This window comes from Lysobacter sp. Root494 (assembly GCF_001427225.1).
GTDB lineage: Bacteria > Pseudomonadota > Gammaproteobacteria > Xanthomonadales > Xanthomonadaceae > Agrilutibacter.
Genome location: NZ_LMFH01000007.1, coordinates 48,223 through 74,013 on the forward strand (window position 1 = coordinate 48,223; position 25,791 = coordinate 74,013).

22 protein-coding genes are annotated in these 25,791 nt (G+C 67.1%); 8 read left to right on the forward strand and 14 right to left on the reverse strand.

Annotated elements, in window-relative coordinates:
- Positions 1-64: 64 nt before the first annotated feature.
- Positions 65-1,195, reverse strand: coding sequence for an efflux RND transporter periplasmic adaptor subunit (locus tag ASD14_RS11435; RefSeq protein ID WP_056133663.1), 1,131 nt, complete (start codon positions 1,193-1,195; stop codon positions 65-67).
- 129 nt (positions 1,196-1,324) lie between these two features.
- On the opposite strand from ASD14_RS11435, the gene ASD14_RS11440 reads away from it, so the two are divergent.
- From ASD14_RS11440 to ASD14_RS11450, 3 genes are all read left to right on the forward strand, one after another.
- On the forward strand, positions 1,325-1,990 hold the full coding sequence (locus ASD14_RS11440) for a TetR/AcrR family transcriptional regulator (protein WP_056133666.1): 666 nt from the start codon (positions 1,325-1,327) through the stop codon (positions 1,988-1,990).
- A gap of 224 nt (positions 1,991-2,214) precedes the next feature.
- Positions 2,215-2,886 carry a protein-L-isoaspartate O-methyltransferase gene (locus tag ASD14_RS11445; protein ID WP_056133669.1) on the forward strand — a complete coding sequence of 224 codons (672 nt, stop codon included), beginning with the start codon at positions 2,215-2,217 and terminating at the stop codon, positions 2,884-2,886.
- 80 nt (positions 2,887-2,966) lie between these two features.
- Complete coding sequence (locus ASD14_RS11450; protein WP_056133673.1) at positions 2,967-4,319, forward strand: TolC family outer membrane protein; 1,353 nt, start codon at positions 2,967-2,969, stop codon at positions 4,317-4,319.
- Positions 4,320-4,523: 204 nt separating this feature from the next.
- Here the strand turns inward: ASD14_RS11450 and ASD14_RS11455 are convergent, their stop codons facing one another.
- Both ASD14_RS11455 and waaA read right to left on the reverse strand, forming a co-directional pair.
- Positions 4,524-5,033, reverse strand: a complete 510-nt coding sequence (locus tag ASD14_RS11455; protein ID WP_056133676.1) for an isopentenyl transferase family protein — start codon at positions 5,031-5,033, stop codon at positions 4,524-4,526.
- A 5-nt stretch (positions 5,034-5,038) separates the two neighbouring features.
- Positions 5,039-6,355 (reverse strand): lipid IV(A) 3-deoxy-D-manno-octulosonic acid transferase, encoded by a 1,317-nt coding sequence (gene waaA / locus ASD14_RS11460; protein WP_056133679.1) that lies wholly within the window; start codon positions 6,353-6,355, stop codon positions 5,039-5,041.
- A 255-nt stretch (positions 6,356-6,610) separates the two neighbouring features.
- Here waaA and lpxL point away from each other — a divergent pair, with 255 nt between their 5' ends.
- Positions 6,611-7,558 carry an LpxL/LpxP family Kdo(2)-lipid IV(A) lauroyl/palmitoleoyl acyltransferase gene (gene lpxL / locus ASD14_RS11465; protein ID WP_056133681.1) on the forward strand — a complete coding sequence of 316 codons (948 nt, stop codon included), beginning with the start codon at positions 6,611-6,613 and terminating at the stop codon, positions 7,556-7,558.
- 102 nt (positions 7,559-7,660) lie between these two features.
- Here the strand turns inward: lpxL and ASD14_RS11470 are convergent, their stop codons facing one another.
- The 6 genes from ASD14_RS11470 to ASD14_RS11495 all read right to left on the reverse strand — a co-directional run bounded on the left by ASD14_RS11470 (position 7,661) and on the right by ASD14_RS11495 (position 12,620).
- Positions 7,661-8,983 carry an O-antigen ligase gene (locus ASD14_RS11470; RefSeq protein WP_056133684.1) on the reverse strand — a complete coding sequence of 441 codons (1,323 nt, stop codon included), beginning with the start codon at positions 8,981-8,983 and terminating at the stop codon, positions 7,661-7,663.
- Entirely contained in the window at positions 8,964-10,076 is a 1,113-nt protein-coding gene (locus tag ASD14_RS11475) for a glycosyltransferase (RefSeq protein ID WP_056133687.1), read from the reverse strand. The genes ASD14_RS11470 and ASD14_RS11475 overlap by 20 nt, the downstream gene beginning before the upstream one ends.
- A gap of 100 nt (positions 10,077-10,176) precedes the next feature.
- The gene (locus ASD14_RS11480) at positions 10,177-10,386 is read right to left on the reverse strand and encodes a zinc-finger domain-containing protein (protein ID WP_056133689.1); all 210 of its coding nucleotides are present in this window, start codon (positions 10,384-10,386) and stop codon (positions 10,177-10,179) included.
- A 264-nt stretch (positions 10,387-10,650) separates the two neighbouring features.
- Positions 10,651-11,352: a pirin family protein gene (locus ASD14_RS11485; RefSeq protein WP_056133692.1), complete on the reverse strand. Its 702-nt coding sequence runs from the start codon at positions 11,350-11,352 to the stop codon at positions 10,651-10,653.
- Positions 11,353-11,362: 10 nt separating this feature from the next.
- Complete coding sequence (locus ASD14_RS11490) at positions 11,363-11,962, reverse strand: YceI family protein (RefSeq protein ID WP_056133695.1); 600 nt, start codon at positions 11,960-11,962, stop codon at positions 11,363-11,365.
- Between the two features lie 67 nt (positions 11,963-12,029).
- Positions 12,030-12,620: a malonic semialdehyde reductase gene (locus ASD14_RS11495; protein ID WP_056133698.1), complete on the reverse strand. Its 591-nt coding sequence runs from the start codon at positions 12,618-12,620 to the stop codon at positions 12,030-12,032.
- 104 nt (positions 12,621-12,724) lie between these two features.
- On the opposite strand from ASD14_RS11495, the gene ASD14_RS11500 reads away from it, so the two are divergent.
- On the forward strand, positions 12,725-13,690 hold the full coding sequence (locus tag ASD14_RS11500) for a mitochondrial fission ELM1 family protein (protein WP_056133701.1): 966 nt from the start codon (positions 12,725-12,727) through the stop codon (positions 13,688-13,690).
- Positions 13,691-13,786: 96 nt separating this feature from the next.
- Here the strand turns inward: ASD14_RS11500 and glnE are convergent, their stop codons facing one another.
- The 5 genes from glnE to groES all read right to left on the reverse strand — a co-directional run bounded on the left by glnE (position 13,787) and on the right by groES (position 22,481).
- Entirely contained in the window at positions 13,787-16,591 is a 2,805-nt protein-coding gene (gene glnE / locus ASD14_RS11505; RefSeq protein WP_056134425.1) for a bifunctional [glutamate--ammonia ligase]-adenylyl-L-tyrosine phosphorylase/[glutamate--ammonia-ligase] adenylyltransferase, read from the reverse strand.
- Positions 16,592-16,709: 118 nt separating this feature from the next.
- Positions 16,710-18,098 carry a S8 family serine peptidase gene (locus ASD14_RS11510; protein WP_056133704.1) on the reverse strand — a complete coding sequence of 463 codons (1,389 nt, stop codon included), beginning with the start codon at positions 18,096-18,098 and terminating at the stop codon, positions 16,710-16,712.
- A 448-nt stretch (positions 18,099-18,546) separates the two neighbouring features.
- Positions 18,547-20,154 (reverse strand): NAD(P)/FAD-dependent oxidoreductase, encoded by a 1,608-nt coding sequence (locus ASD14_RS11515; protein WP_056133707.1) that lies wholly within the window; start codon positions 20,152-20,154, stop codon positions 18,547-18,549.
- A 252-nt stretch (positions 20,155-20,406) separates the two neighbouring features.
- Positions 20,407-22,047, reverse strand: a complete 1,641-nt coding sequence (gene groL / locus ASD14_RS11520; RefSeq protein WP_056133710.1) for a chaperonin GroEL — start codon at positions 22,045-22,047, stop codon at positions 20,407-20,409.
- A gap of 146 nt (positions 22,048-22,193) precedes the next feature.
- Complete coding sequence (gene groES, locus ASD14_RS11525; protein ID WP_056133714.1) at positions 22,194-22,481, reverse strand: co-chaperone GroES; 288 nt, start codon at positions 22,479-22,481, stop codon at positions 22,194-22,196.
- Positions 22,482-23,038: 557 nt separating this feature from the next.
- Between groES and ASD14_RS11530 the strand changes: the two genes are divergently transcribed.
- The 3 genes from ASD14_RS11530 to cutA all read left to right on the forward strand — a co-directional run bounded on the left by ASD14_RS11530 (position 23,039) and on the right by cutA (position 25,788).
- A complete protein-coding gene (locus tag ASD14_RS11530) occupies positions 23,039-23,434 on the forward strand; it encodes a helix-turn-helix domain-containing protein (protein ID WP_082538939.1) in 396 nt (131 codons plus the stop codon).
- 84 nt (positions 23,435-23,518) lie between these two features.
- Positions 23,519-25,270, forward strand: coding sequence for an endonuclease (locus tag ASD14_RS11535; protein WP_056133720.1), 1,752 nt, complete (start codon positions 23,519-23,521; stop codon positions 25,268-25,270).
- A 182-nt stretch (positions 25,271-25,452) separates the two neighbouring features.
- Complete coding sequence (gene cutA, locus ASD14_RS11540) at positions 25,453-25,788, forward strand: divalent-cation tolerance protein CutA (RefSeq protein WP_056133722.1); 336 nt, start codon at positions 25,453-25,455, stop codon at positions 25,786-25,788.
- Positions 25,789-25,791: the final 3 nt, after the last annotated feature.

The window sequence follows — 25,791 nt, forward strand, 5'->3', positions numbered from 1 at the left end:
CAGCCTTCTCCCCGCACGCGGGGAGAAGGGGAGTAGGTGTCGTGCAGGAGTCATTTCGAAGGAATCAACGAGCCGTCAGTGCAGCGGGCTTCGTTGCGTTGAGTGCTATGGGGCGGTTTTCGCGATCGACAGGCGCGACCAGCTGTCCTTCGCGCAGCAGATGGCCGCCAGCGGCGACGATCCAGGCATTCCCGCGCACACCGGACAGCACCGGCGCTACGGATTCGCCGAATGCGCCCAGCTTCACCGGCGTGAGCCGCAACTTGTGCGTCGCCGGATCGACCACCCACACCGCGGCGCCGTTGCCGTTCGCGCGCTGGATCGCCGACAGCGGCACGGTCAGCGCGGCTCGGGTGCCGCCGTCCTGAACGTACACACGCGCGCTCTGCCCGAGGTCGACGGCCTTGGCTGCATCGCCGGACAAGCTCACGCGTGTCGCATATGTGCGCGCCTGCGGGTCCGCGGCGGGAGCGATTTCGCGGATCGTGCCGGTCAGTTGCTGGCCCGGCGCGCTCCACAGTTCGACCGCGACCTGCTGGCCAACGCTGAAATCGCGGATGCGGCTTTCCGGCAGGGCGATGGCGACTTCGCGGCCGCCGTCGGCCGAGAGGGTGAAGACGGTCTGCCCGGCCGCGACCACCTGACCGGCTTCCGCCGCACGGCTGGCGATCACGCCATCGTGGGGCGCCCGCAGTTGCGTGTAGGCGGTCTGGTTGCGCGCGACATCGAGATTGGCGCGCGCGGCGTTGGCCTGCCCTTGGGCAGCGGTCGCGGCAGCGTTTTGCGCGTCGAGCGTGGAACGGCTCACCAACTGGTCGCTGGCGAGCTTGGCGAAGCGGGACTGGTCGGCGCGGGCGCGGGCGAGTTCGGCCTCGGCAGCGGTGAGCTGGGCCTGCGCGGCCCGGGCCTGCGCGGCGAGGTCGCCGGCATCGAGCACCGCGAGCAGGTCGCCCTTCTTCACATGGGCGCCGACGTCGACCTCGCGGCGCACCAGCTTGCCGCCGACGCGGAACGACAGCGGGCTCTCTTCACGGGCGCGGATCTCGCCGGCATAGGCCGTCAGCGCGGCTTCGGCACCGCCGCCGGGATGGATCACCAGCACCGGGCGCGCTGCCGGCGCGGGTTTCGCATCGCTGTTGCAACCCGAAAGCGGAAGCAGGGCGACCAGGGCAAGCGCCACCAGGAATGGCGCCATGAAGGACTTGCGAGCCGGGCTCGGAGCGGGGCGGAACGAAGCACGTGCCATGGGAGGCCTCAACCAGCAAATTAATGAACTGGCCGGTACTGTATATTTATAGAACCGCGTAGTCTAGTATCTGTCCGCATGACTTCCGTACCCGCCAAGCCCTCCCAGTCCAAGCCCGCCAGCCCGGGCCGGCCCAAGGATCTGGGCAAGCGCGCCGCGATTCTCGAAGCAGCCAAGCGCATGTTCACGGCGCACGGTTTCGAGCGCGTTTCGATGGACCAGATCGCCGCCGAAGCCGGCGTGTCCAAGCTCACCGTCTACAGCCACTTCGGCGACAAGGAGTCGTTGTTCTCCGCCGCGATCAGCGCGAAGTGCGAGGAGCAACTGGCCGGCGGGCTGTTCCAGGTCGATGCTTCCTCGTCGTTGCGCGACCAGTTGCTCGGTATCGGCCGCGCCTTCCTCTCGCTGATCAATAGCGAGGAAGCCCTGGCGATCCATCGCGTCGTGACCACCCAGCCGCCACCGGCCAAGCTCGGCCAGCTGTTCTGGGACGCCGGCCCGCGCCGCGTGCAGGGAGTCTTCGAAGCCTTCCTGCGCGCGGAAATGGAAGCCGGCGCGCTCGACATTCCGGACGTGCATCGCGCCGCCTCGCAGTTCTTCTGCCTGCTCAAGGGCGAAATGCACATGCTCCTGCTGTGTGGTTGCCGCGATGCGATCGACGACGCCGAGGCGGAAGCGCATGTGCAGGCCACGGTAGATACCTTCCTGCGCGCCTATCAGGCCGCGCCGGCGCGCAAGCGCTGAAACAGGGGCCATGCATGCCGCTCCTGCAGCGCCCGTGGGCGCGATCGCTGGAACTCGCGGTTCGCACCCGAGGGTGCTCCTACAAGTCTTGGTTACTTCTGGCACTAAGGCGATAAACAGGGGCGCGGCGATCCTTTCCGCCACCGTTTCTCCCGAGATTGTCCCGGCGGTTGCCGGGCCCAGTCGTTAGAATTGGCGCCCCGCGCAACCAGTACAGCCTTCCGATGAGCACGATCGATTACGCCAAAGCCCGCGAACTGATGGTCGAACAGCAGATTCGGCCCTGGGACGTGTTCGACCCGCGCGTGCTCGCCGTGCTGGCCGAAGTGCCGCGCGAAGACTTCGTGGCTGCCGCGCACCGGCCCTTGGCCTACACCGACATCGCCCTGCCCCTGGGCCATGGCGAATCGATGATGAAACCGGTCGTCGAGGGTCGCGCCCTGCAGGCACTGGAACTCTCGCCCGGCGACGATGTGCTCGAAATCGGCACCGGTAGCGGCTTCCTGTCCGCTTGCCTGGGGCGTCTCGCGCGCGAAGTCGTCAGCCTCGAGCGCCACGCCGACCTGGCCGATGCCGCCCGCGCCCGCCTGGCCGCGCATGGCGCCGGCAATGTCAACGTGATCGCCACCGATGCGTTCTCGTGGGATGCGTCTTCGCTGGGTAGCGGCCGCCGCTTCGCCGCGATCTGCGTGACCGGCGCGGTGTCGTCGATCCCGTCGCGCTTTGTCGAATGGCTGCAGCCCAATGGCCGCATGTTTGTCGTGCGCGGCAGTTCGCCGGCGATGGAAGCGGTGCTGTTGCGCAACCAATCAGGCTCGCCGCGCATCGAATCCCTGTTCGAAACCGACCTACCCTATCTCGCCGGCGCCGCGCCGGTTCCCACGTTCGAGTTGTAACGAGCCGTTTCAAACGAGCCCTTTCACAGAGCCATTTCAAACGCGCCGCTTCAAAACGAGCTTTAAAAAAAGGACCTTGCATGAGCCGTCATCCGCTTGTTCTCGCATTAGCTGCCGTCATCGGCGCCTCGGCCCTGCTGCCAGGCGCAGCCCACGCCGAAGACCTGTTGCAGACCTACGAACTGGCGCGCTCAGGCGACCCGCAGTTCTCCGCCGCGGAATCCGGCCGTCTCGTCACCCGCGAAGGCTCGGTGCAGGCGCGCGCAGCACTGCTGCCGCAGATCACCGGGGACGCTTCGATCGACCGGCCGATCGCCGATGGCGAAGAGGAGACCACCTCGCGCAGTGTCGGCGTCAATGCACGCCAGATGGTCTACGACCACAGCAACTTCACCCGCCTGCGCAGCGCCAATGCGCTGAGCCAGGCCGCCGACTTCCAGCTCGATTCGGCCAGCGACAACCTGATCACGCGTAGTTCCGCTGCGTACTTCAACGTGCTGGTGCAGCTGGAAACGCTCGCCGCCGCCGAAGCCGCGGAGACCGCGCTGAAGAAGCAGTTCGACTTCGCTTCCAAGCGCCTCGATGTCGGCCTGGCCCCGATCACCGACGTGCACGAAGCCCGCGCCCAGTACGACAGTGCGCGTGCGAGCACGATCCTCGCGCGCAACGCCGTCGAAGACGCCTACCAGGCCCTGCGCGAACTGACCGGCCAGCCAGTGAGCAACCTCAAGGGCCTGCCCGACGACTTCAAGCCGGCATTGCCGGAGACCGGCGGCGTGGACGAATGGGTCGCGGCCGCGGTTGAAAACAATCCGGCGCTGAAGGCGAAGGAATTCGAACTCAAGTCAGCCGAAGCCGATGTCGGCACCGCGCGCGCGGGCCATTACCCGAGCCTGTATCTCAGCGGCACTTACGGCGACACGACCGCATGGGGCCGTGATGCCGCGGGCAGCAGCTTCCGCGGCAGCGACGGCAGCGGCCAGATCGGCCTGACCTTGTCGGTGCCGATCTTCTCCGGCGGCGCGACGCAGTCGGGCGTGCGCCAGGCACTGGCACGCCGCGACATCACCAACGACGAACTGGAACAGACCAAGCGCGCGCTCGACCGCAACACCCGCAACGCGTACCAGACCGTCGTCGCCGGGATCAGCGAAGTCGAAGCACGCCGCCTCGCACTTGTTTCCGCGCGCGCCGCGTATGACGCCTCGCAGGTCGGCCTGGAAGTCGGCACGCGCACCGTGCTCGACGTGCTGACCAACCAGCGCAACCTGTTCACCGCGCAGCAGGCCTACGCACAGGCCAAGTACAACTTCCTGCAGAACCGCCTGTTGCTGGAACAGGCCGCCGGCACGCTCGACATCGACGACGTGCAGGAGATCAACCGCCTGCTGACGGTCGATACCGAAGGGAAGCTGCAGACGCCACTGCAGTAAACCGGACGTAGCACTCGTTTGAAGTGCAAAGGCGGCCTCGGCCGCCTTTGTTGTTTCGGGCGATCGCTCAACCGGAATTCCGCGCGCGGGCTTCGTTGCACGGTGCTACGCCGCGTCTGCGCGGTGCGGTCTTGCACTTCACCGCTGGCATCGCGCAACGCGTCGCTACCGAGAGAACCCGCACCTCAGAGGCTACGCAGCGCTTCAATCGCGCTGCGCAGCGAGGAAGCCTTCGACCTCGGCATCCGAACGCAACACCACAGCCGTCTGATCGACACGCAACGCTTGCAGGCGTCCGAGAACCGCGGGGCGGCGCCGCACCGGATAGGTCCAGATCCACCGCAGGAAATCCAGCGAGAGTTTTTCGTTGCAACCGGGCTTCATGTCCGGTCGCGCGCTGCCACGATGGCGCAGGCGCCGCTTCAGCACGCGCCACACGCACTGCAGGCGTGGCATGTCCATGAAAACGACGGTGTCGCAGGCCATGAGGCGCTGCTCCAGGCTGCCGCCGAAGTTGCCGTCGAGGATCCAGCGCTCGCCGGCGACGAGACGCGCGACTGTCGCTTTCCATGCTTCCGGTGGCGGTTCGACCCAGCCTGGCTGCCAGTATTCGCGATCGAGATGGATGACCGGCAATCCCGTGCGCTGTCCGAGTCGCGCCGCAAACGTCGACTTGCCCGCGCCACCCGCCCCGATCACCAATACCCGTTGCATGCGTATCACCGCGCGGCGTCGAGCACCGGTTGCAGCAGCGCCATCGTATGGCCGAGAGCACCGCGTCCGGTTTCGACCAGTGCACGCCCCGCTTCGACCATGCGTTTGCGCGCTTCGTCGTCGCGCAGCAGGTCGGCGAGGTCGCGTTCGACCGCCTCGGCGTTTGCGCCGATCCGCAATGCGCCGGCGTTTTCGAGCTTGTGCGCGATCTCGGCGAAGTTGTGCAGGTGCGGGCCGGTAACGATCGCGGTGCCGGTCGCCGCGGGTTCGAGCAGGTTGTGGCCGCCGATCGCCTGCAGGCTGCCGCCGACAAAGGCGACTTCGGCGCACGCGTAGAAGTTCACCAGTTCGCCGAGCGTGTCGATCACGAACACGGCTTCCTCGCGCTGCGGCCAGTGCGCGCGCGAGCGCGTCGCCACCTGCCAGCCCGCGGTGCGCGCGAGTTCGGCGACGGAGCGGAACCGCTCCGGATGGCGCGGCGCCCACAGCAGCAACAGATCGGGAAACTGTCCGCGCAGGCGGCGATGCATCGCGACCACGTCAGCTTCCTCGCCTTCGTGCGTGCTCGCGGCGATCCACACCTTGCGCCCGGCCATATACCCGCGGCATTCCTGCGCGAAGGCGGCGACGGATTCGGGAATGCTCACATCGTATTTGAGGTTGCCGGTTTCCAGCGTCTGCTCTTCGCGCGCGCCGAGGCGAACGAAGCGGCGCGCGTCCGCGTGCGACTGCGCGGCGACACAGCGCACGGTGCGCAATGCACGACCCACCAGCGGCGCGAGCACCTGGTAGCCGCGCAGCGAGCGCGCCGACAGCCGCGCGTTGAGGATGTAGGCGGGAATGCCGCGATCGCGGCAGCCGAACAGCAGGTTCGGCCACAGTTCGGTCTCCATGATCAGCGCGGCCACCGGGCGGTAATGCGCGAGGAAACGGCCAACGGCACCGGGCAGGTCGTACGGAAGGTAGACGTGCTCGACTTCGTCCTTCCACAACGCGCGCACGCGTTCGGAACCGGTCGGCGTGATGGTGGTGACCAGCAGGCGCAGGTCGGGACGGCCGCGGCGCAGCGCCTGCACCAGTGGAATGGCGGCGTTGACTTCGCCCACCGACACCGCATGCACCCACAGCGTGTGCGGCGGCGGTTTGCGCGCGCTGTCGCTGTAGATCGCGTAGCGCTCGGCCCAGCGCTGCAGGTAGGCGGGCTGGCGGAAACCGCGCCAGATCAGGTGGTACACCGTGATGGGCGCAAGCAGGTACAGGACCGCCGAATACAGCACGCGCAGCAGGCGCTCGATGAGGTCAGGCTTCGTCACTGGCGGCATCGGGGAAGGATAGCGAAGTTGGCTCTTGTTCCGGCACCGCGTGAACTCCGGCAGTTTGCGGCGATTCGATAAAAGCTCGTGGTTTGCTTATGTACGCCGCAGGCGCGGCTTGGCTATGACGCGTTAGACAGGGCATCGCTGGCCGGTCCCTCGCTCCGCTCGGGATGACAGCAAAAAGCGTGGCCTCAGTGTTTCCTCTATGCGGTTCAAACCGCCTCATGCAGCCGCACCCATGCCGACCGCTAGAATTCCGCCATGTCCGAACCCCAATCGCCCACACGCACCGCCAGCCCCACCGACCCCGGCACGCCCCCGCGCAGCCCGGAGCACTGGCCGATGTGGCTGGGCTACTTCGCGATGTGCGCCGCCGCGCGCCTGCCCTGGGGTCTGCAGCGCATGCTCGGTCGCCTTGCCGGTTGGCTCGCGCGGATGCTGATCGCCGAGCGGCGCCGCGCAGCCCGCATCAACATCGCGCTGTGCTTCCCGGAACTGGACGAAGCCGCGCGTGAGAAACTGTTGCGCGAGCACTTCCGCGACGTCGGTATCGGCCTGTTCGAATTCGCGCGCGCGTGGTGGGGCTCGGTCGAGCCGATGCGGCGCACGGTGCGTATCGAAGGTCTCGAACATGTTCGCGCGTTGCAGGAGCAGAAGCGCGGCGTGCTGTTCGTGTCGGGCCACTTCATGACGCTCGAACTGTGTGGGCGACTGATGTGCGACCACATTCCACTGGCCGGCATGTACCGGCGCCTGCGCAGTCCGGTGCTCGAATGGGCGGTGAAGCGCGGACGCCTGCGCTATGCGTGCGCGATGTACACCAACGAGGAAATCCGCCCGGCGATGCGGCACCTCAAGCAGGGCGGTTTCCTGTGGTACGCGCCGGACCAGGACATGCGCGGCAAGGACACGGTGTTCGCGCCGTTCTTCGGCGTGCCGGCCGCGACGATTACGGCGACGCACCAGTTCGCGCGCCTGAGCGGCTGCGCGGTCGTGCCCTTCTTCCACCGCCGGGAAGGCGCGGATTACGTGTTGCGCGTCGCGTCGCCGCTCGCGGATTTTCCTTCGAGCGACGCCACCATCGATAGCGCGCGCGTGAATGCAAGCATCGAGGCGATGGTGCGCGAAGCCCCGAGCCAGTATTTGTGGATCCACCGTCGCTTCAAGCGCCGGCCGGCGGGCATGGTGTCGCCTTACAAGCGGACCTAGCGACGGCTCGGCGGCGATGCTCGCGGTGCCCGTTTTGTAGCGCCGCGCCTGCGCGATGCGATGCATGCGAAGAGCGGCACTGCGCAAGTGCGGCGCTACAAACTACCGAGCGTCGCGAGACAGCAGGCTCCCCGCATACAACGCCGCCAGCAGCAGCATGAGGCCGCCCCAGAACGTCGAATAGAATGCGAGATGGGTGTTGAACGGGAACACCGTCGCAACGAGAGCAAGCATCGCAGGACGAGCATCGTCCCGCGCGCGCTCATCGGCGAAGCGCCATGCGCGCCAAGCCAGCGCCACACCTGCCAACCACAACAGCACGCCGAAGCCGCCGGTTTCGCTGAGCACTTCCAGCACGATCTGGTGGGCGTGCAGCGCCGGACCTTCGCCCCATGCGGGCGGTTGCCCCGGATCGGGATCGCACGCCGGGAAGGCATCGCGGAAGCTGCGCGCGCCCACGCCGTTGACCGGATGCTCGCGCGCCATGCACAGCGCCGCGCCCCAGATGCGGCTGCGGCCCGAAAGCGCGCTGTCGACGCCCGCTTCGTTCGCGGCGAGTGCCTGCGTCGTGCGTTCGATGCGTTCGCGTACCTGCGGCACGGTGAAGGACATCACGGCGAGTGCAATGGCACCGAAGGCGAACACGCCCAGCAGCTGCTTCCATCCCAGCAGGCGCCAGCCCGAGAGCACCAGCACCAGCGCGAAGGTGATCCACGACGCCCGCGAGCCCGCTAGCAGCATCACCACGCCAATCGCCGACGCCGCAACGATCCAGCCCAGCGAATGGAACCGGCGTCCGGCGGCGTACAGCGCGAACGGCGACAGGCTGGCCAGGACTTGGCCGAGCTTGAGATTGCACGGGCCGAGTACGCCACTGAGGCGGTCGGCGGCAGCGATTTCCTGCGCCGAGCACATCGGATGGCCACTGATCGCCTGCTTGATCGAATCGATACCGAAGAACAGCGGGCTGGTTCCGGTGAACGCCTGCAGCAGTGCATCGAGCGTCCACACGCCGACGATGACGGCCAGGCCGACGAAGGTCGTGCGACGTCCGCGCGGATTCGCCACCGCCGACGCCACCAGCCACAGGAACGGCAGGTAGCGCAGATCCTCCGCGGTCTGCGCGAAGGAATGCGCCCGGTTCACCGCATCGAATGCGGAAACGAATTCGGGCAGCCAGTACGCGCAGAACAGCACGCTGGTCAGCGCCCAGGCATGGTTGCTCAGCAACTGTGCGCCGCCACGGAAACGCGACACCATGAGCTTGAAGATCGCCACCAGCGCGCCCAGCACGAGTACGCCCTCGGCGTAGCCGGGCGCGGGCCACAGCGCGACGTAGGTCAGGATCCACGCGGGCGCCCAGCGCCAGCCGGCGCTCTCGCCAGCGGGCTCATGGGCGTGGCGCTCAGCCACAGAGTTCGGCATAGACGGCAAGCGTGGACTCCTGCATCGCGCGCAGCGTGTGCGGAATGGTAGCCGGAGGCGAAGGCGGCTGCGCCAGTAGCGTGCGCGCGGCATGCGCCAGCGCCGCCGCATCGAAGGGCGTCACGGCGCCTGATGGCTGCAGCTGTGCAAGAAGCTCGCCGACACCGCCGTGGGCCCAGCCGAGTACCGGGCGGCCGACACTCAATGCTTCCACCACGGTGCGGCCAAACGCTTCGGGTTTGCGCGAGAGCTGCAGCACCAGGCTGCTGGCCGCGTAGGCGCGCGCGATCTGATCGGTGGGTGGCGTGAACGCGATCGCGTCGGCGATGCCGAGCGAGGCGGCCTCGCGTTCGAGTTCGGCGATGTAGGCCTCGCGGCCCGCTTCACGTGCACCGGGCAACCACAGGGTCGCGGCGATGCCATCACGGTGCAGGTCGGCGAGCAGCTTCAACGCATCGGCGTGGCCCTTCAGGCGCGTCCCGCGTCCGGGGAGCAGCAGCAGCGGTCCATCCGTGGCCAATGCGGGATGCTGCGAAGCCGCCCATGCGCGTGCATCGCGATCGGGATGCGGGGCGCGCGGGAACATCAAGGGATCGATGCCGCGCGTAATCACGCGCAGCTTCGTGGCATCGGTATCCGGGTAGTTCTGCAGCACGTAGTCGTGCACGGTCTGCGACACGCAGATCACGCGTTCGCCGCGGGTCATGACGGCGCTGTAGCGGGAAGGCGAATTCAGTCCGTGCACGGTGGTGAAGAAGCGCGGCTTCGCCGGCGCAGCCATGCCGTGCAATGCGAACACCGCCAGCCACGCCGGCAAGCGCGAGCGCGCATGCACGAGGTCGATGCGCTCGCGTGCGAACAACGCACGCAGCGTGCGCGCATGGCGCAGGGTCAATAGCGACTTGCGGCCGATGTCGAGGGTGATGTGCTCGGCACCCAGCGCCTGCAGCTTCGGCACCAGTCGGCCGCCGGCGGACACCACCAGCGCGCGGTGGCCCGCCTGCACCAGCGCTTCGGCGATCTCGAGCGTGGAGCGTTCGACGCCGCCCGATTCGAGCGCGGGCAGCAGCTGGACGACGGTCAGGCGGCGCATGCGGAGCGATCGCGTGCGGAATGGCGCCGCGGTTCGCGGTAGCAGTCTGCGATGCGGCGGGCAGGGACGCCCGGTACGCGTCGCGCGGGCACGTCGCGGTTTACCGCTCGGGCTCGTCGGCGAGGACGAAATGCGCGCCGCAGTATGGGCACTGGCATTCGCGCTCGGCTTCGATCGGCATGTAGACGCGCGGATGCGAATTCCACAGCGCCATGGACGGCAGCGGGCAGCTCAGCGGCAGGTCGGCGCGGGTGACGACGTAGCGCTTTTCGGCGTTGGCCTGGGTGGGATGGATCGGGGCTGCGGTCATGGCTGCGGCTTCGTGGAGCGTGGGGGCGCATTGTAACGGCGCTCCGTCGCGCCGCCATGATCTTCGACTACGGAGGTGTTCAACGCGCCGCAGCGCGCGGGTGGCTGCCGGCGCGCTGATTGCGTGAATGGGACGTCGGTGCGCTGTGCTTGCCCGGATAACGACGCGCTACAACGCAGCCGCCCCACCCAGGTAGCGCAGCGTATCGGGTATGGCCGCGTGGACGTCGGGGCGCTGCGCTTCCCGGCTACGTGATCGCGTTCGTCAGGGCAGATCGAACAGGAGCACTTCGGTCGCCTGCCTCGCAACGACCGTCAGGTTGCCGGCTTCTTCCACCAGTCCAATGGCGTCGCCTGCGGCAAGCTCGCGCGCTGCGGCGGTGATCGCACCGCGCACGACCTGCAGCCAGTAGCGACGCTGCGGATCCAGCGGACGTTCCAGCTGCATTTCCGCCTCGAGCCGCGCCACGAACAGGCGCGCATCCTGCCGGATCGCGATACCGCCATCGGCACCGTCCGGCGACACGAGTGTCGCCCAGCGCCCGCGCGCTTCGTCGCCGACCGCCGCACGCTGCGCGTACGCCGGCGTCGCGTTGAGGCGATCGGGCTGGATCCACACCTGCAGGAAGTGCACCGGCTCGGTCTCGCTCGCGTTGTATTCGCTGTGCTCGACACCGTGGCCGGCGCTCATCCACTGCAGTTCGCCCGCACGGATCACGCCGCCGCCACCGTTATCATCGCGATGCGCCAGCGCGCCTTCCAGTACGTAGCTGAGGATCTCCATGTTGGCGTGGCGATGCGGCGCGAAGCCCGCGCCGGGAGCGACGCGGGCTTCGTTGATCACGCGCAGCGGACCGAAGCCCATCCAGGCGGGGTCGTAATAGCGTGCGAAGGAGAACGTGTGCCGGCTGTCTAGCCAGTCGGCACCGCCCCGCCCGCGCGCACCCGATGGACGCTCGATCAGCATGCGCTGGCGCTTACTTCTTCTTTGCTTCGGCGTTGTCGTCCTTCGGCACCATTGCTTCGGTGGTGATGCGGATGGTGATGTCGTCGCTCACGTTCGGCACGTACTTGGTGATGCCGAATTCGCTGCGCTTGATCGTGGTGCTCGCATCGAAACCGATCGCCGCGCGCTTGCCCAGCGGATGCACGCCGCTCTTGTTGAGGGTGACGTCGAGCACGACGGGCTTGGTCACGCCGTGTACGGTGAGGTCGCCGAACACGCGCAGCTTGTTTTCGCCCGCCGCTTCGGTCTTGGTGCTGTTGAAGGTAATCACCGGAAACTCTTCCGCGTCGAAGAAGTCGGCGCTACGCAGGTGTTCGTCCAGATCCGGTACGCCCGAGTCGATACCCGCGAGCGGAATCGTGACCTTCACCGACGACTGGCCGACGTTGTCGGCGTCATGGACGATCACGCCATCGACCTGCCCGAAACGGGCGGTCGGATTGGAGAAGCCGAAGTGGTTCCATCCGGCGACCACGTTGGTGTGGTTGGCGTCGATCTTGTACGAAACGGGCGCGGCGACGGCGTTGCCGGCGAGGAACAGCGCGGTGGCGAGGATCAGCGGCTTGATCATGGGGAACTCCGTGATGCGGTGTGGGGTGGTGGTGAAGTGAGGCGCGCAGGGCGCCCAAGGATTCGTGTCAGACGATGCGCGCGGCTTCGTCGAAGGCCAGTCGCGGCGAACGCGGGAACAGCTTGGCCGGATCGCCGTAGCCGAGATTGACCAGGAAGTTCGACTTCCAGCTCGTGCCGGCGAAGAACGCCGCATTGACCTTGGTGTTGTCGAAGCCGGACATCGGCCCGCAATCCAGGCCCAGCGCGCGCGCGGCCAGCAGCAGGTAGGCGCCCTGCAGGCTGCCGTTGCGCAGGCAGATGGTTTCGATCGCATCCGCGGGCTTGGTATCGAACCAGCCCTTCGCATCGGTGTGCGGGAACAGGTACGGCATCTTTTCGAAGAAGGCCATGTCGTAGGCGACGATCACCGTCACCGGCGCGGCCATGGTCTTCTTGAAGTTGCCCTCGTCGAGCGCGGCGCCGAGCTTCGCCTTGGCTTCGGCCGACTTCACGAACACGAAGCGCGCCGGGCAGGAGTTGCCGGTGGTCGGGCCCCACTTCAGCAGCTCGTACAGCTGGTGCAGCAGTTCGTCGCTCACCTCGCCACCGAGCTCGTTGTGGGTGCGCGCGGTGCGGAACAACTGGTCCAGCGTGTCGGCCGGCAGGGCGGAATGCATCAATCGATCTCCAGCTTCGTGTGGCCGTCGCGGCCAGGGCGGGGAAGTGTAGAGTCTGCCGCGTTAAGCCACAGGCGGCGACGCCGGAACGGACCTACTTCCTGATGCAACAAAGCACGCGGCCACATCCCGATGCCTGGACGCTCAGCGATGGCCACGCCGGCAACGTGCGGCAGGTGCAGGCGCTGGCCCAGGCGATGGCATTGCCCGACGTGCACGACTGGACCCTGCATGCGCGCGCTCCGTGGCGATGGTTGTCGCCGCGATGGCTGCCGGTTGCGGGGCGTGCCTTCGGCGAGGGCTTTGCGCGTGCAATGGATATGCCGCCCCACGTGGCGATCGGGTGCGGGCGCCAGGCGGCGCTGGCGACGCGCCTGCTGCGGCAGCGTGGCACGCGCGCGGTGCAGATCCTCGATCCGCGCATCGCGACCAGACACTGGGACGTGGTTGTCGCGCCGGAGCATGACGGCTTGCGCGGCCCAAACGTCATCACCTTGCTGGGCAGCCTGCATCCCGTCGACGATCTGTGGCTCGCCGCGGCGCGGCAGCAGTTCGTCAGCCTCGCGCAACTGCCGCAACCGCGCACCGCGGTGCTGGTGGGGGGCGCGAGCGCGCATGCGGCGTTCGATATCGAATCGATGTCGCGATGGCTCGATGCGTTGGCCGCGCGGATCGCGGACGAAGGCGGCAGCGTGCTCGCCACCGCATCGCGACGCACGCCGGAAGCCGCGCGGGACTTGCTGCGCGCTGCGCTGGGCAAGTTGCCCGGCGTGGTCTGGTGCGACGAACGTGACGGTGCGAATCCTTACGGCGGCCTGCTCGGCTGGGCCGACCGCATCGTGTGCACCGCCGACTCGGTGAACATGCTGTCGGAAGCTGCGGCGACCAACGTTTCGATGTTCGTTGCCGGCATCGATGGACTCGGCGGCCGGCCGCGCCGCTTCGTCGACAGTTTGCTGGCGGTGGGACGCGTGCATGCCTTCGACGATGCGCTCGCACCGTTTGCGGTCACGCCGTTGCGCGAAACGGCGCGCGTCGCGGGGGAAGTGCGGGCGCGATTGATGCTGTAGCCAAGGTCAGTCCGGAAGTGCGGCGACATCTGTAGCGCCGCGTCTGTGCGATGCGAAATCCCGACATTCCCGCGTGAGCGTGCCGAGCTGCCGGCACTACATCGCAGCGCCGAAGTCGAGGCCTTGCGCGCGCGCAGCCACGCGGATCGCCTCACGCGCCGCATCGATCTGCGCATCCAGCGGCAAGCGCCGCGGCCTTCGATCCAGCGTGCAGTCGAGCCCGCGGGCGAGCAGCGTCGCGTGCGCTTCCATCAACGCGGTTTCAGTATTTGCGTCGAAGATCCCGGCGACACGCGTCGCTTCCACCAGGCCAGGCGTGTTGCGCGGACCGAGCAGTTCGCGTTGTGTCTGCGCATGCGCCAGCACCAGCGCCTGCAGCAGGAACTCGAGGTCGACCAGGCCGCCCTCGCCCTGCTTCAGGTCGAACATCGCGGCATCGGTGCGGTCCAGCTCCGCGCGCATGCGCCGGCGCATTGCGACCACGTCTTCCCGCACACGCGCCGGCTCGCGCGGGCGTGCCAGCGTATCGCCGCGCACGCGTTCGAAGTCGGCGTGCAAGGCCGCGTCGCCCGCGATGAATCGCGCGCGCACCAGCGCCTGGTGTTCCCAGGTCCAGGCACGCTCGCGCTGGTATTCGCTGAAGCTTGCGAGCGAAGACACCAGCAGCCCCTTCGCGCCATCGGGTCGCAGGCGCACGTCGACATCGAAGAGCCGCCCGGCAGCGGTGACGGCACCCAGTAGCGCGACGATCTTCTGCGCCAGGCGCGCGAACCAGCGAGTTGCATCGAGCGGACGTGCGCCATTCGAGTGCGCCTCGCCCTCCCCGGAATGGCTCGACGCGTCGTACAGGAATACGAGATCAAGGTCAGAGCCGAAGCCGAGTTCCTCACCGCCCAGGCTGCCGTAGCCGAGCACCGCGAAGCGCGCGCCTTCGATCGCGCCGTGCGCACTCGCGACCTCGTGCTGCCCCAGGGCGAGCACGCGCGCGACCACGCCATCGGCCAGCCATGCGAGTTGCCGCGCGCTGTCCGCCGCAGGTTGCCGCCGGTCGCGCACGGCCATGGCGATGCGGAAGCTCAGAGCCTGGCGCACCTCGTTGAGGTCCTGCAGGACGGTTTCGGCATCGTTACCCGACACCGCTTCGCACGCGGCGAGCAGCGCCTGCCGATCCGGCAACGAACCAGCCACGCGAGCATCGAGCAGTTCGTCCAGCAGCAAGGGATACGCTGCCAGGCGTTCGGCCAACAGCGCGCTGCGCGATACCACGTCGACCAGCCGCTGCAATGCGGCGGGCTGCTCATCGAGCAATGCGAGATAGGCGCTGCGGCGCAGGATGTTCTGCAGCAGCGCGAGCAGTCGCCGCAACGCCAGCATCGGCTGTTGCGAAACCGAAGCCGCCTGCAACAGCGCCGGCAGCACGCGATCCAGTCGTGCGCGCGTGGAATCCGACAGCCCTTTCACGCCTGGGCTACGCGCGAGATCGCGCAGCAGGCCGTCGGCCTGCTCGACTTCGATGAAACCGGCATCGCGCAGTGCGCCGGCATCGCCCGCTTCCGGCAGCGCGCGCCAGTACGCATCGAGCGCATCCGGCGCCTGTGTCTTTCCGCGCGGGGCGAGCAACGCATCGAACTCGGCCGTGACGCGCGCGCGATGCACGTCCAGCGCCTCGCGCAATGCGCCCCAGCGGGCGTAGTCGAGCGCGCTGGCGATGCGCTCGCGATCGCCGTCGCGCTCGGGCAACGCATGGGTCTGCGCGTCGGCGAGCATCTGCAGGCGATTTTCGAGGCGGCGCAGGAAGCGATACGCCCCGGTCAACGCGGCACCTGCTTCCGCGGCCATATGCCCGGCTTCGACAAGCGCCTGCATCGCCGGCAGCAATCGGCGTTCGCGCAGCTGCGGCTCGCGGCCGCCGCGTATCAGCTGCAGCGCCTGCACGAGGAATTCGATTTCGCGAATTCCTCCTGGACCACGCTTGATGTCGTCGGCCAGCTCCCTGCGCGCGACTTCGGCGCTGATCGCCGCCTTCATCGAACGCAGGCCGTCGAGGGCGCCATAGTCGAGGTAGCGCCGGTAGACGAACGGCCGCAATGTTTCCAGGAAGCGCTCGCCGGCCGCCATGTCGCCCGCCACGGGCCGCGCCTTCTGCCAGGCGTAGCGCTCCCAGTCGCGACCTTCGTGCTGGAAGTACTGCTCCATCGCGCCGAACGACCAGGCTACGCGGCCAACGTTGCCATAGGGCCGCAGGCGCAGGTCGACGCGATGGCAGAAGCCGTCGGCCGTCCCTTCGTCGAGCAGCTTCGCGAGCTGTTGGCCGAGGCGCGCGTAGTAGGTTTCGGCAGCAAGCGGGCGCGGGCCATCCGATTCGCCTTCGCACTCATAGGCGTAGACGAGGTCGACGTCCGAACTGAAATTCAGCTCGCCGCCGCCGAGCTTGCCCAGGCCGAACACGACCATGCGCTGCGCGTGCCCGTCGCGATCACGCACCACGCCGTGGCGCTGGGCAAAGTCGTCTTCGAGTGCGCGCAACGCGACCTGCAGGCAGGTTTCGGCGAGCGCCGTGGCGCCGGCCAGCGTGGCGCCCACTTCGTCCAGGCCGAGCACGTCGCGCCAGATCAGGCGCGTCGACTCCGCGGCGCGATAACGGCGCAGCAATGCAGGCCAGTCGGTTCGGTTTTCGCCTGTCAGAACCGGCGGCGCCAGCACGGTGGCATCGGCAAGCAGCTGCGGCAGCAGTGCGGGCTGGCGTACCAGCGTATCGATGGCGAAATCGCTGGCGATGGCGAGGCGTTGCAACCCGATGGCGTGTCCGTCATCCGCCAGGGCATCCGCGTGCGCCGGCAAGGCAGTGCGCAGTCGCTGCAACGCACGTTCGGCGATCGCCGCAGGGCGAACGTCGTTCATCGACCCCTGTTCCATCCACACGCCTTGCTCGACATTCCTGCCGTCGGCCTGATTGTGGCATGCGCAAAATGCATGCGGCCGCCCGGAGGCGGCCGCATGTATGGCAACGAGCGATGCGTCAGAACTGCACGGCCTTCGCCGCATTCACCCGGCCATAGCCGTACGCATCGTCCTTGCCCGGCTTGCCGAGGTCATCGGCGGAGGCGCGCAGGATCCGCTCCACTTCGCTCGGCGCAAGCTCGCCGCCGTGCTTGCCGATGATGAGCGCGGCTACGCCCGACACGTGCGGAGCGGCCATGCTGGTGCCCGCCATCCAGCTGTAGGTGCCCGGCGCCCGCGTGGTGCTGAACACCATGTCGAACACCCAGCACTGCTGCACGACCGGACCGACCTGGCACAGGTCGGTGCCGGGGAGGCGCGCGTCGCCGCCCGGCGCACCGAAGCTGATCGCCGACTGGCCGTAGTTGCTGTAGCTGGCGAGCGGATCGAGGTTGGTGGTGGGATGGACGGCCCAACCTTCCGGAGCCAATGCCGACACCGAGACGACGCCAGGCAGCTGCGCCGGGAAGGCGCGCAGGTTGGCCTGGTAGCAGTCATCGCCGTCGCAGACCGTCACGCCGGAATCGTGGTCGAGATCGCGTCCGTCGTTGCCCGCCGAGACCACCGTGATGGCGTTCTGCGAACGCGCGTACTGCACGGCACGCTTGGTGGCGTTGATGAGCTCGGCGGTGTCCTTGCCACCGACGTCGAGTCCACCGCGCACGCCCAGGCTCATGTTGATCACGTCGGCGCCGTGGTCGGCCGCATAGACGATGCCGCTGATGATGCCCTCGAAGCTGCCGCTGCCCGTTGCCGCGCTGAGCACCTTGACCGCGATCAGCTTGGCTTCCGGAGCGACACCGATCGTGCCGATGCCGTTGTCGGCGGCCAGGATCGTGCCCGAGGTATGGGTGCCGTGCGTGCTGTTGGTGCTGACGGTGTTGCAATAGCTTTCGCCCGGCACGAACGAGGTCGATTCGGCGGCGATCAGGTTCGGAGCGATGTCGACATGCTGGCAGAACACACCCGAATCGAGCACCGCGACGCGCACGCCCGCACCGCGGTAACCCGCGTTCCAGGCGCCGGCTGCGTCGATGGCGGCGTGGCCCCATTGCAGGTCGAAGAAGCGGTCGTTGTCGCCCGACGCCGGCGGATTGGCGAAATCTTCGCTGATGTCTTCGGTACTCGGCGGTTCGTCGGACTGGAAGATCAGGTCCGGCACGACCGAACGGATGCCCTGCACCTTGGCGGCACGGGTGCGGAAGTTCGCATCGGTCGAGTCCACGACCACGACGCCGATCTGCGGCAGTCGCGAGGTGATGGTGCCGCCAGCCGCTTCGATCTTGCGCGCCAGCTGCGCGTCGAACGCCTGGCTCTTGGCTTGGACGATGAAGGTGGCCGCGTGGGCGGAAGACGCGCAGACGATGCCGCCGAGTGCCACCGTAATGGCACGGGAAAGCTTGCTCATGGATTGGTTCCTTGTTTGCCCCAGAGAGAAAGCGTGAGGCCCATCACGCTTCGCCCAGTCTATGGTCTGGAACACGGGGTCCGCCCGCCGCGCTGCAGCATTCTGGATTTGGGCATGGCGACCGGACCGACAGGCACTGGCGCGGAAAACAAAAAAGCCCGCTAGCGGTCGGAACCGGTAGCGGGCTTTGCTCCCTCCCCCACGTCGGGATGCGGGCCGATCGTGAAGGAACCGTTATTCCCTTTGCACGCTGCAGTGCAAAACGATACTTGGCAGTTCAGAAAGAGCCGTTGCGTGTCGCGGAGCGCGACGGCACGGGCGCGGAAAATGAAAACGGAACCCGCGATCGCTCACCGTCGGGTGCGCTCAGCGTCAGATCGCGCGATTCCATTCAGGGCGAAGCACCCCGGGAGACCCACCGCTGCGCCACGCGGATGGACACACCGCGCTATGCCGTCGCCGCGACCCTCCGCAGGCGCGGGAACGGAAAGCGCACGATGCCGCGCTGCGCCAGCACGTCACGCGCGGCGATCTCGCCCGATTCGCAGCCGCCCTCCATGAAGCCCTGCGTGTCGAGCGCGCAGTGCTCGCCCGCGAAGTGCAGGCCACCCACGGCTTCGCCCATGACACCGCGCAGCGACGACCAGTCGCCCGGCCGGAGACACGCATAGCTGCCGCGTGCCCACGGTTGCGATGGCCAGTGCATGCGCGCCTCCCGCGCGCCTTGGCGCGCGGCGGCAACGCCGGGGAAAACGCGTTCCAGCGACGCGACCGCGGCATCGGCCTGCTGCTTCGGCGTGCCATCGCCGAGCGCGAGGCCATGGTGTCCGCCGGTGAAGTTGGTCAGCACGCCGGCGTTGCCTGGTTGCTTGCGCGAGGTTTCCCACGTGGTCTGGCAGGGCAGGTCGCTCATCGACGCGCCGTTGGCGTTGTGTTCGCGCCAGACGCGGCGGTCGAAGCCGATCATCAGCTTTGCATTGGTACCGTAAGCCAGTGCATCGATCGCGCGGCGCTTGCGATCCGGCAACGCGGCATCGATGCGCACGTGGCGCAGCAGCGTGAAGGGCAGCGCGAGGATCGCCTGCTTCGCCATCACCTCGCGTGAGGCCGCGCCATGGCGGAACGACAGCGCATAGCCGTCGCCACGCGAAGCCACGGCTTCGAGCACATGCCCGCTTTCGATCGCATCATCGAGTCTGCCGCCAAGCCGTTGCACGATCAGATCGTTGCCGCCGCGCACGTGAAAGCGTTCGTCGCTCTCACCGAACACCTTGAACGCATCGGTGTCGTCGGTGCCGATGAAGGTGAGCAGGTTCAGCGCGGACTGTTCGTCGGTCTCCAGGCCCATCTCGGTGGTGTAGGCGACAGCGATCAGCTTGCGCAGCCAGCCGCCGACGGCGTTGCGGTCCAGCCATTGCGCGATAGAGAGCGCATCGAGTGCCCGGAACGCCGGGTTTTCGTCGCGATAGTCGAGGTCGCCGTCGCCGAGCGACTCGACATCGCGCGCGATTGCGTGCGCGACGGGAAGGAAGGCTTCGACGATCTCACGCTCGCCGATCGCACGGCCGTCGAAGTACCAGGTATCGGTTGCGCGCTCGCCTTCGAGCAGATCGTCGAGCACGAGGCCCAGCTCCTCCGCCAGCGCGCGGATGCGCGTGTGGCCGGTGTCGATCAGTTCGCCGCCGAGTTCGATCACCTGCGCATCGGCGAAATGATTGCGCAGGGTCAGCATGCGTCCGCCGACCCGGCCCTGGGCTTCGAACAGCCGCACGCGCACGCCCGCCTGTCGCAGCCGCCATGCGGCGGTCAGGCCGGCAATACCGGCGCCGACCACGGCCACTTCATCGTCGGCGGATTCGATGGGGCGCGGTATCTGTGCGCAGCCGCCGAGCAGCAGCGCGGCGCCAGCGCCCTGGAGCACGCGGCGGCGCTCGCGATCGACGCGCGCTTCGACGATGCGCTCATGGCAATCATCGGCCGGCTCTCCCGTGCGCATCGACACACGGGCGATGCGTGCTGCGCGTTGCAACAGACCGAACAGCGGCGTACGTGCCATGGCGTGTGTTCCCGCATGCGGATGACTGGCTGGACAACGCGGAGATCCTGCCGGACCGGTCACGTCCGCGCACCGGCGCTAGTCGTCGCCAACTGCGCCCGCAAGCGCAGACAAAAAAAGCCCCGCATCGCTGCGGGGCTTTTTGACTTGCAGGTCGGCTGTGCGGCTAAGACCAAAGTCCACCGAACCCTTGTTCTTCCAGCGCGCTGCGGCGCGTTGAAAGAACCGCCAACTCAGTTCATCGCGGCGCGATCAGAAATCCATGCCGCCCATGCCACCCATGCCACCGCCGCCCGGCATCGCCGGCTCGTCCTTCTTCGGCAGCTCGCCAACCATCGCTTCGGTCGTGATCATCAGGCCGGCGATCGACGCGGCGTTCTGCAGCGCGGTGCGGGTGACCTTGGTCGGGTCCAGGATGCCCGCTTCGATCATGTCGACGTATTCGCCGGTAGCGGCGTTGTAGCCGTAGGCGCCCTTGCCTTCGATGACCTTGTTGAGGATGACGGAGGGCTCTTCGCCGGCGTTGGTCACGATCTCGCGCAACGGCGCTTCCATCGCACGCAGGGCGATCGCGATGCCATGGTTCTGGTCTTCGTTGATGCCCTTGAGACCGGCGATCGCGGCCTTGGCGCGGATCAGCGCGACGCCGCCGCCCGGGACAATGCCTTCTTCCACGGCAGCGCGGGTGGCGTGCAGCGCGTCTTCGACACGTGCCTTCTTTTCCTTCATCTCGACTTCGGTAGCCGCACCGACCTTGATGACGGCGACGCCGCCGGCCAGCTTGGCCACGCGTTCCTGCAGCTTCTCGCGGTCGTAGTCCGAAGAGGTTTCTTCGATCTGCGCCTTGATCTGCTTGATGCGCGCTTCGATGCCGCTGTGTTCGCCAGCGCCGTCGATGATGGTGGTGTTCTCCTTGGAGACCTGCACCTTCTTGGCGCGGCCGAGGTCCTTGATCGTGGCCTTCTCGAGCTGCAGGCCGACTTCCTCGGAGATCACGGTGCCGCCGGTGAGGACGGCCATGTCTTCCAGCATCGCCTTGCGACGGTCGCCGAAGCCCGGGGCCTTCACCGCGCAGACCTTGACGATGCCGCGGATGGTGTTGACGACGAGGGTGGCGAGGGCTTCGCCTTCCACTTCTTCAGCCACGATCAGCAGCGGCTTGCCGGCCTTGGCGACGCCTTCGAGCACGGGCAGCAGCTCGCGCACGTTGGAAATCTTCTTGTCGTGCAGCAGGATGAACGGATCTTCGAGTTCGGCCTGCATCGACTGCTGGTTGTTGATGAAGTACGGCGACAGGTAACCGCGGTCGAACTGCATGCCCTCGACGACGTCGAGTTCGTTCTCGAGGCCCGAGCCGTCTTCGACGGTGATCACGCCTTCCTTGCCGACCTTGTCCATCGCCTGGGCGATGAGGTCACCGATGTTGGTGTCGGAGTTGGCCGAGATCGCGCCGACCTGGGCGATTTCCTTGCTCGTCGAGGACGGCTTGGAGATCTTCTTCAGCTCGCTCACGGCCTCGATGACGGCCTTGTCGATGCCGCGCTTGAGGTCCATCGGGTTCATGCCGGCGGCGACCGCCTTCATGCCTTCGCGGATCAGCGCCTGCGCCAGCACGGTGGCGGTGGTGGTGCCGTCACCGGCGTTGTCGGAGGTCTTGGAAGCGACTTCCTTGACCATCTGCGCGCCCATGTTCTCGAACTTGTCGGCCAGTTCGATCTCCTTGGCGACGGACACGCCGTCCTTGGTGATCGTCGGGGCGCCGTAGCTCTTCTCGAGCACGACATTGCGGCCCTTCGGGCCGAGCGTCGCCTTGACGGCATTGGCGAGCACGTTCACGCCGCGCAGCATCTTGGTGCGCGCGTCTTCGCCGAAGCGGATTTCCTTAGCAGCCATTTGGGTTGACTCCGTGATTCGTAATTCGTGATGAGTGATTCGTTGAAAGCAGAAGCAACGGCGAGTGGTGGGGCCAGTGACGGATGCGCCAGCGCGGTGCGCTGTTACGGATCACCGATCACCGATCCAGGCACGCCCGCGTCGCTTCAGGCGATGACCGCGAAGATGTCGTCTTCCTTCACCACCAGGTATTCGGTGCCGTCGAGCTTCACTTCCGTGCCGCTGTACTTGCCGAACAGGACCTTGTCGCCGACCTTGACCTTCGGGGCACGGACGTTGCCGTTGTCGAAGACCTTGCCGTCGCCAATCGCGACGACTTCGCCCTTGATCGGCTTCTCGGTGGCCGAGTCCGGGATCACGATGCCGCCCGCGGACAGCTTTTCTTCTTCCATGCGCTTGATGACCACGCGGTCGAACAGCGGCTTGATATTCATGGCAATCCTCGTAAGTGATTGAATGAGTGGGAAAGAAACCCGTGGATTAGCAGTCGCTTGCGACGAGTGCCAGATCCCGGGCGTAGAAAGACCCGGCAGCGCCGGGATGGCCAGCAGTTTGGGCCGTGTTCGGGAGCTTTCAAGGGGTCGGGCGCAAATGCGGGCCCGGAAAAAGAAAAAAGTCCGGACGGGGGGACCGATCCGGACTTCAAAAAGAAAGAGCGCGGACAGGGGTTCGCGCTCTTTCCGGTTTGGAGATTGCCGTCCTCGGCTCGGCGCAGTCCCTCGCCACATCTCCCTACCTTGACCTCGTGTCGAGCCGGCCTCCCTGCCGGACGGAGGCCAATTTGTGCCGGGCGTTCGATCTTGTCCAGTATGAAATCGTAGTCATTTGTTGACTATCGGTAGCTCTTTTTTGCTACCTGCTCAATCAACTATATGTTTCAAAACACTTTTGCCTGCCATCTGGATACCAGAAGTGGACACGGCTGGGTGTCTTTTGATAACGACGTGACCATGCGTAACATCCGTGCCGTGACCTGCCTCAAGGACGCCTCATGACGCCGCAACAACGTATCCGCATGGCCCGGCGCCATGCCGGGCTCTCCCAGACGGCGCTGGCCAGCGCGATCGGTGTGCAACGCAGCGCGGTCAGCCATTGGGAAACCAACAACGACAAGCACCCGAGCGTCACCCACATGCGCGAGGTCGCGCTCGCCTGCGGCGTGCAGTTCGAGTGGCTGGCGACGGGGCGCGGGAAGATGGGGCTGTCCAGCGATACCGCGCTGGATTCGGTCGCCGCCGCCGAGGCGCTGCTGATCGAAGACCCGATCGAGCTGCGCCTGATCCTGGCCTTCCGCGATGCGCCGACCCGCTCGCGGGCGCCGCTGGTGGAGGTCGTGGAGCAGCTTGCCTCCCTTCGAACCGGCCGCAAGATCGGTAGCGCGCGCTGATCGAATCGCCAGATGCGGCAACGCCGCGTGCCAGCTGTCACGCGGGGTGGCTAGAGTCGCGCCTTCTTCAGGAGGGAGTCCCGCATGCTGCTGTCCGTCCGTGGTGCCGCACGCCATCTGCTTTGCCTGGCCGCCGGCCTGACGCCCCTCGCGGCGTCGGCCGAAGTCTTCATCAACGAAGTCCATTACGACAATTCCGGCAGCGACACCGGCGAACGGATCGAAGTCGTCGCCACCGCCGGCGAAACGCTCAGCAGCTATCGCCTTTATCTGTACAACGGCTCAACCCCGTCGGCCGCGACCTACTACGACAATGACCTGCTGCCCGCCGGCAGCCTGGTGTCGTGTGGCGGCGGCGTGCGCATCGCGACGCTGGGCTACGCTGCCAACGGCATCCAGAACGGCGCCAACGACGGCATCGCGCTGGTCAACGCCAGCGGCCAGGTGGTGCAGTTCCTCAGTTACGAAGGCGCGATCACCGCTTCCAACGGTCCGGCGGCAGGCCGCACCAGCAGCAACCTGCCAGTGTCGGAAAACGAATCGCCCGCCAACACTTCATTGCAGCTCGGCGGCAGCGGCACCGGCTACGCCAGCTTCACTTGGCGCGCGTCGGCCACGCAGACTTTCGGCGCCTGCAACAACAGCCAGACCTTCTCTTCGCCGAACCCAGCGCCAACCGTCGTATCGACTTCGCCCGCCGACGGCGCGACCGGCGTTGCCGCCGCCACCGACCTCGCCGCCACCTTCAGCGAAGCGGTGACTCTCACCAGCGGCGCCTTCGCGCTGCAGTGCACGCAGTCGGGCAGCGTCCCGCTGACCTATCCCGCCAGCGGCACCAGTTTCACCATCACCACCGGCAACACCCTGGTCGGCGGTGAAACCTGCACGTACACGATCGACGCGACCAAGGTCACCGACAGCGGCGGCGCGAAGCTGGCGCAGAACAAGGTGGTCAACTTCACCATCGCGGCGAGTGGCGGCACCGGCTACTACGCCCACGTCAACACGAGCAGCGCCAGCCAGCTGCGCTGCTCGCTGCACGAAACCATCAAGAACCACACCGCGTATCCCTACAGCGGCGGCACCACCAACACCTGGAGCATCCTGGAAATCACCGACGAGGATCCGAATGCACCGGGCCGCATCCTCGACGTGTATCGCAACCGCAGCTACCTCAAGGGCAGCGAACGCGCGGGTACCGGCACCGGCCTCACCTACAACCGCGAGCACACCTGGCCGAACTCGCTCGGCTTCGGCACCACGACCGGCGACAAGGGCCTGCCTTACTCGCCGTACACCGATACGCACATGCTGTATCTCAGCGACACGACGTGGAATGCCGACCGCGGCAACAAGCCCTACGCCAACTGCTCGCTGTCCAGCGGCTGCGGCGAACGCGTGACCGAAGCCAACAACGGCTCCGGCGGCGGCAGCGGCGTGTATCCCGGCAACTCCAACTGGGTAAAGGGACCGGATGGCAACAGCGGCTCGTTCGAAGTCTGGGGCCATCGCAAGGGCGACGTCGCACGCGCGGTGATGTACATGGCGATCCGCTACGAAGGCGGCGTCGACCGGAACGGCCAGGGCGAGCCCGACCTCGAGCTCACCGACGACCGCAGCAGGATCGTGATTACCTCGGCTTCCCCGGCGTACATGGGCCTGATGTCCACGTTGCTTGCCTGGCACCAGGCCGATCCCCCGGATGCGGGCGAGCGCGAACGCAACGAAGTGATCTACAGCTTCCAGGGCAACCGCAATCCCTTCATCGACCATCCGGAGTGGGCGACGTCGAGCCTCTTCACTTCGGCGAAGCCGGCGAGCTGCCAGTTGAACTGATCGAAGCCGTCGGCGCCCTGGCGGTCCGGAGGGCGCCATGGCCTGTCTTCAACGCACGTTCGCGCATTTTCAGGTCGTCATCGTGCGCATGGCACGCGCTACTGAGACAAAGCCCGGGGCGACTCGGGCTTTTCGTGGCTGCGGCACAAGGCCATCGTGGCGCCCGCCGTTACAATCGCGCCATGTCCGTCCTGCTCGCCTACAGCACCTGCCCCGACGAAGCCAGCGCCGACCTGATCGCGCGTACCCTGGTGAACGAGCGGCTCGCCGCCTGCGTGAACCGCCTTCCCGGCGTGCATTCGACCTACCGCTGGCACGGCCATGTCGAGCAGGCCGACGAAGTGCTGCTGCTGATCAAGACCACGGCCGATCGTCTGGACGCGATGACCGCCCGGCTGCGCAGCCTGCATCCCTACGAACTGCCGGAACTCGTCGCGGTCGAAGTCCGCGCCGGCCTCCCCGCCTATCTCGACTGGGTGTCGGCGGAAACCGCCCCGCTGCCCCATCACGACGCGTGACCC

Excerpts from the sequence above, each read along its gene's own strand:
- lpxL (WP_056133681.1), top strand. The coding sequence starts at position 6,611 with ATGTCCGAACCCCAATCGCCCACACGCACCGCCAGCCCCACCGACCCC.
- ASD14_RS11445 (WP_056133669.1), top strand. The coding sequence starts at position 2,215 with ATGAGCACGATCGATTACGCCAAAGCCCGCGAACTGATGGTCGAACAG.
- ASD14_RS11455 (WP_056133676.1), bottom strand. The coding sequence starts at position 5,033 with ATGCAACGGGTATTGGTGATCGGGGCGGGTGGCGCGGGCAAGTCGACG.
- groES (WP_056133714.1), bottom strand. The coding sequence starts at position 22,481 with ATGAATATCAAGCCGCTGTTCGACCGCGTGGTCATCAAGCGCATGGAA.
- ASD14_RS11450 (WP_056133673.1), top strand. The coding sequence starts at position 2,967 with ATGAGCCGTCATCCGCTTGTTCTCGCATTAGCTGCCGTCATCGGCGCC.
- ASD14_RS11510 (WP_056133704.1), bottom strand. The coding sequence starts at position 18,098 with ATGAGCAAGCTTTCCCGTGCCATTACGGTGGCACTCGGCGGCATCGTC.
- ASD14_RS11500 (WP_056133701.1), top strand. The coding sequence starts at position 12,725 with ATGCAACAAAGCACGCGGCCACATCCCGATGCCTGGACGCTCAGCGAT.
- ASD14_RS11535 (WP_056133720.1), top strand. The coding sequence starts at position 23,519 with ATGCTGCTGTCCGTCCGTGGTGCCGCACGCCATCTGCTTTGCCTGGCC.
- ASD14_RS11495 (WP_056133698.1), bottom strand. The coding sequence starts at position 12,620 with ATGCATTCCGCCCTGCCGGCCGACACGCTGGACCAGTTGTTCCGCACC.
- ASD14_RS11530 (WP_082538939.1), top strand. The coding sequence starts at position 23,039 with ATGACGCCGCAACAACGTATCCGCATGGCCCGGCGCCATGCCGGGCTC.
- glnE (WP_056134425.1), bottom strand. The coding sequence starts at position 16,591 with ATGAACGACGTTCGCCCTGCGGCGATCGCCGAACGTGCGTTGCAGCGA.
- ASD14_RS11515 (WP_056133707.1), bottom strand. The coding sequence starts at position 20,154 with ATGGCACGTACGCCGCTGTTCGGTCTGTTGCAACGCGCAGCACGCATC.
- ASD14_RS11480 (WP_056133689.1), bottom strand. The coding sequence starts at position 10,386 with ATGACCGCAGCCCCGATCCATCCCACCCAGGCCAACGCCGAAAAGCGC.
- ASD14_RS11475 (WP_056133687.1), bottom strand. The coding sequence starts at position 10,076 with ATGCGCCGCCTGACCGTCGTCCAGCTGCTGCCCGCGCTCGAATCGGGC.
- ASD14_RS11440 (WP_056133666.1), top strand. The coding sequence starts at position 1,325 with ATGACTTCCGTACCCGCCAAGCCCTCCCAGTCCAAGCCCGCCAGCCCG.
- groL (WP_056133710.1), bottom strand. The coding sequence starts at position 22,047 with ATGGCTGCTAAGGAAATCCGCTTCGGCGAAGACGCGCGCACCAAGATG.
- waaA (WP_056133679.1), bottom strand. The coding sequence starts at position 6,355 with ATGCCGCCAGTGACGAAGCCTGACCTCATCGAGCGCCTGCTGCGCGTG.
- ASD14_RS11470 (WP_056133684.1), bottom strand. The coding sequence starts at position 8,983 with ATGCCGAACTCTGTGGCTGAGCGCCACGCCCATGAGCCCGCTGGCGAG.
- ASD14_RS11485 (WP_056133692.1), bottom strand. The coding sequence starts at position 11,352 with ATGCTGATCGAGCGTCCATCGGGTGCGCGCGGGCGGGGCGGTGCCGAC.
- ASD14_RS11435 (WP_056133663.1), bottom strand. The coding sequence starts at position 1,195 with ATGGCGCCATTCCTGGTGGCGCTTGCCCTGGTCGCCCTGCTTCCGCTT.
- cutA (WP_056133722.1), top strand. The coding sequence starts at position 25,453 with ATGTCCGTCCTGCTCGCCTACAGCACCTGCCCCGACGAAGCCAGCGCC.
- ASD14_RS11490 (WP_056133695.1), bottom strand. The coding sequence starts at position 11,962 with ATGATCAAGCCGCTGATCCTCGCCACCGCGCTGTTCCTCGCCGGCAAC.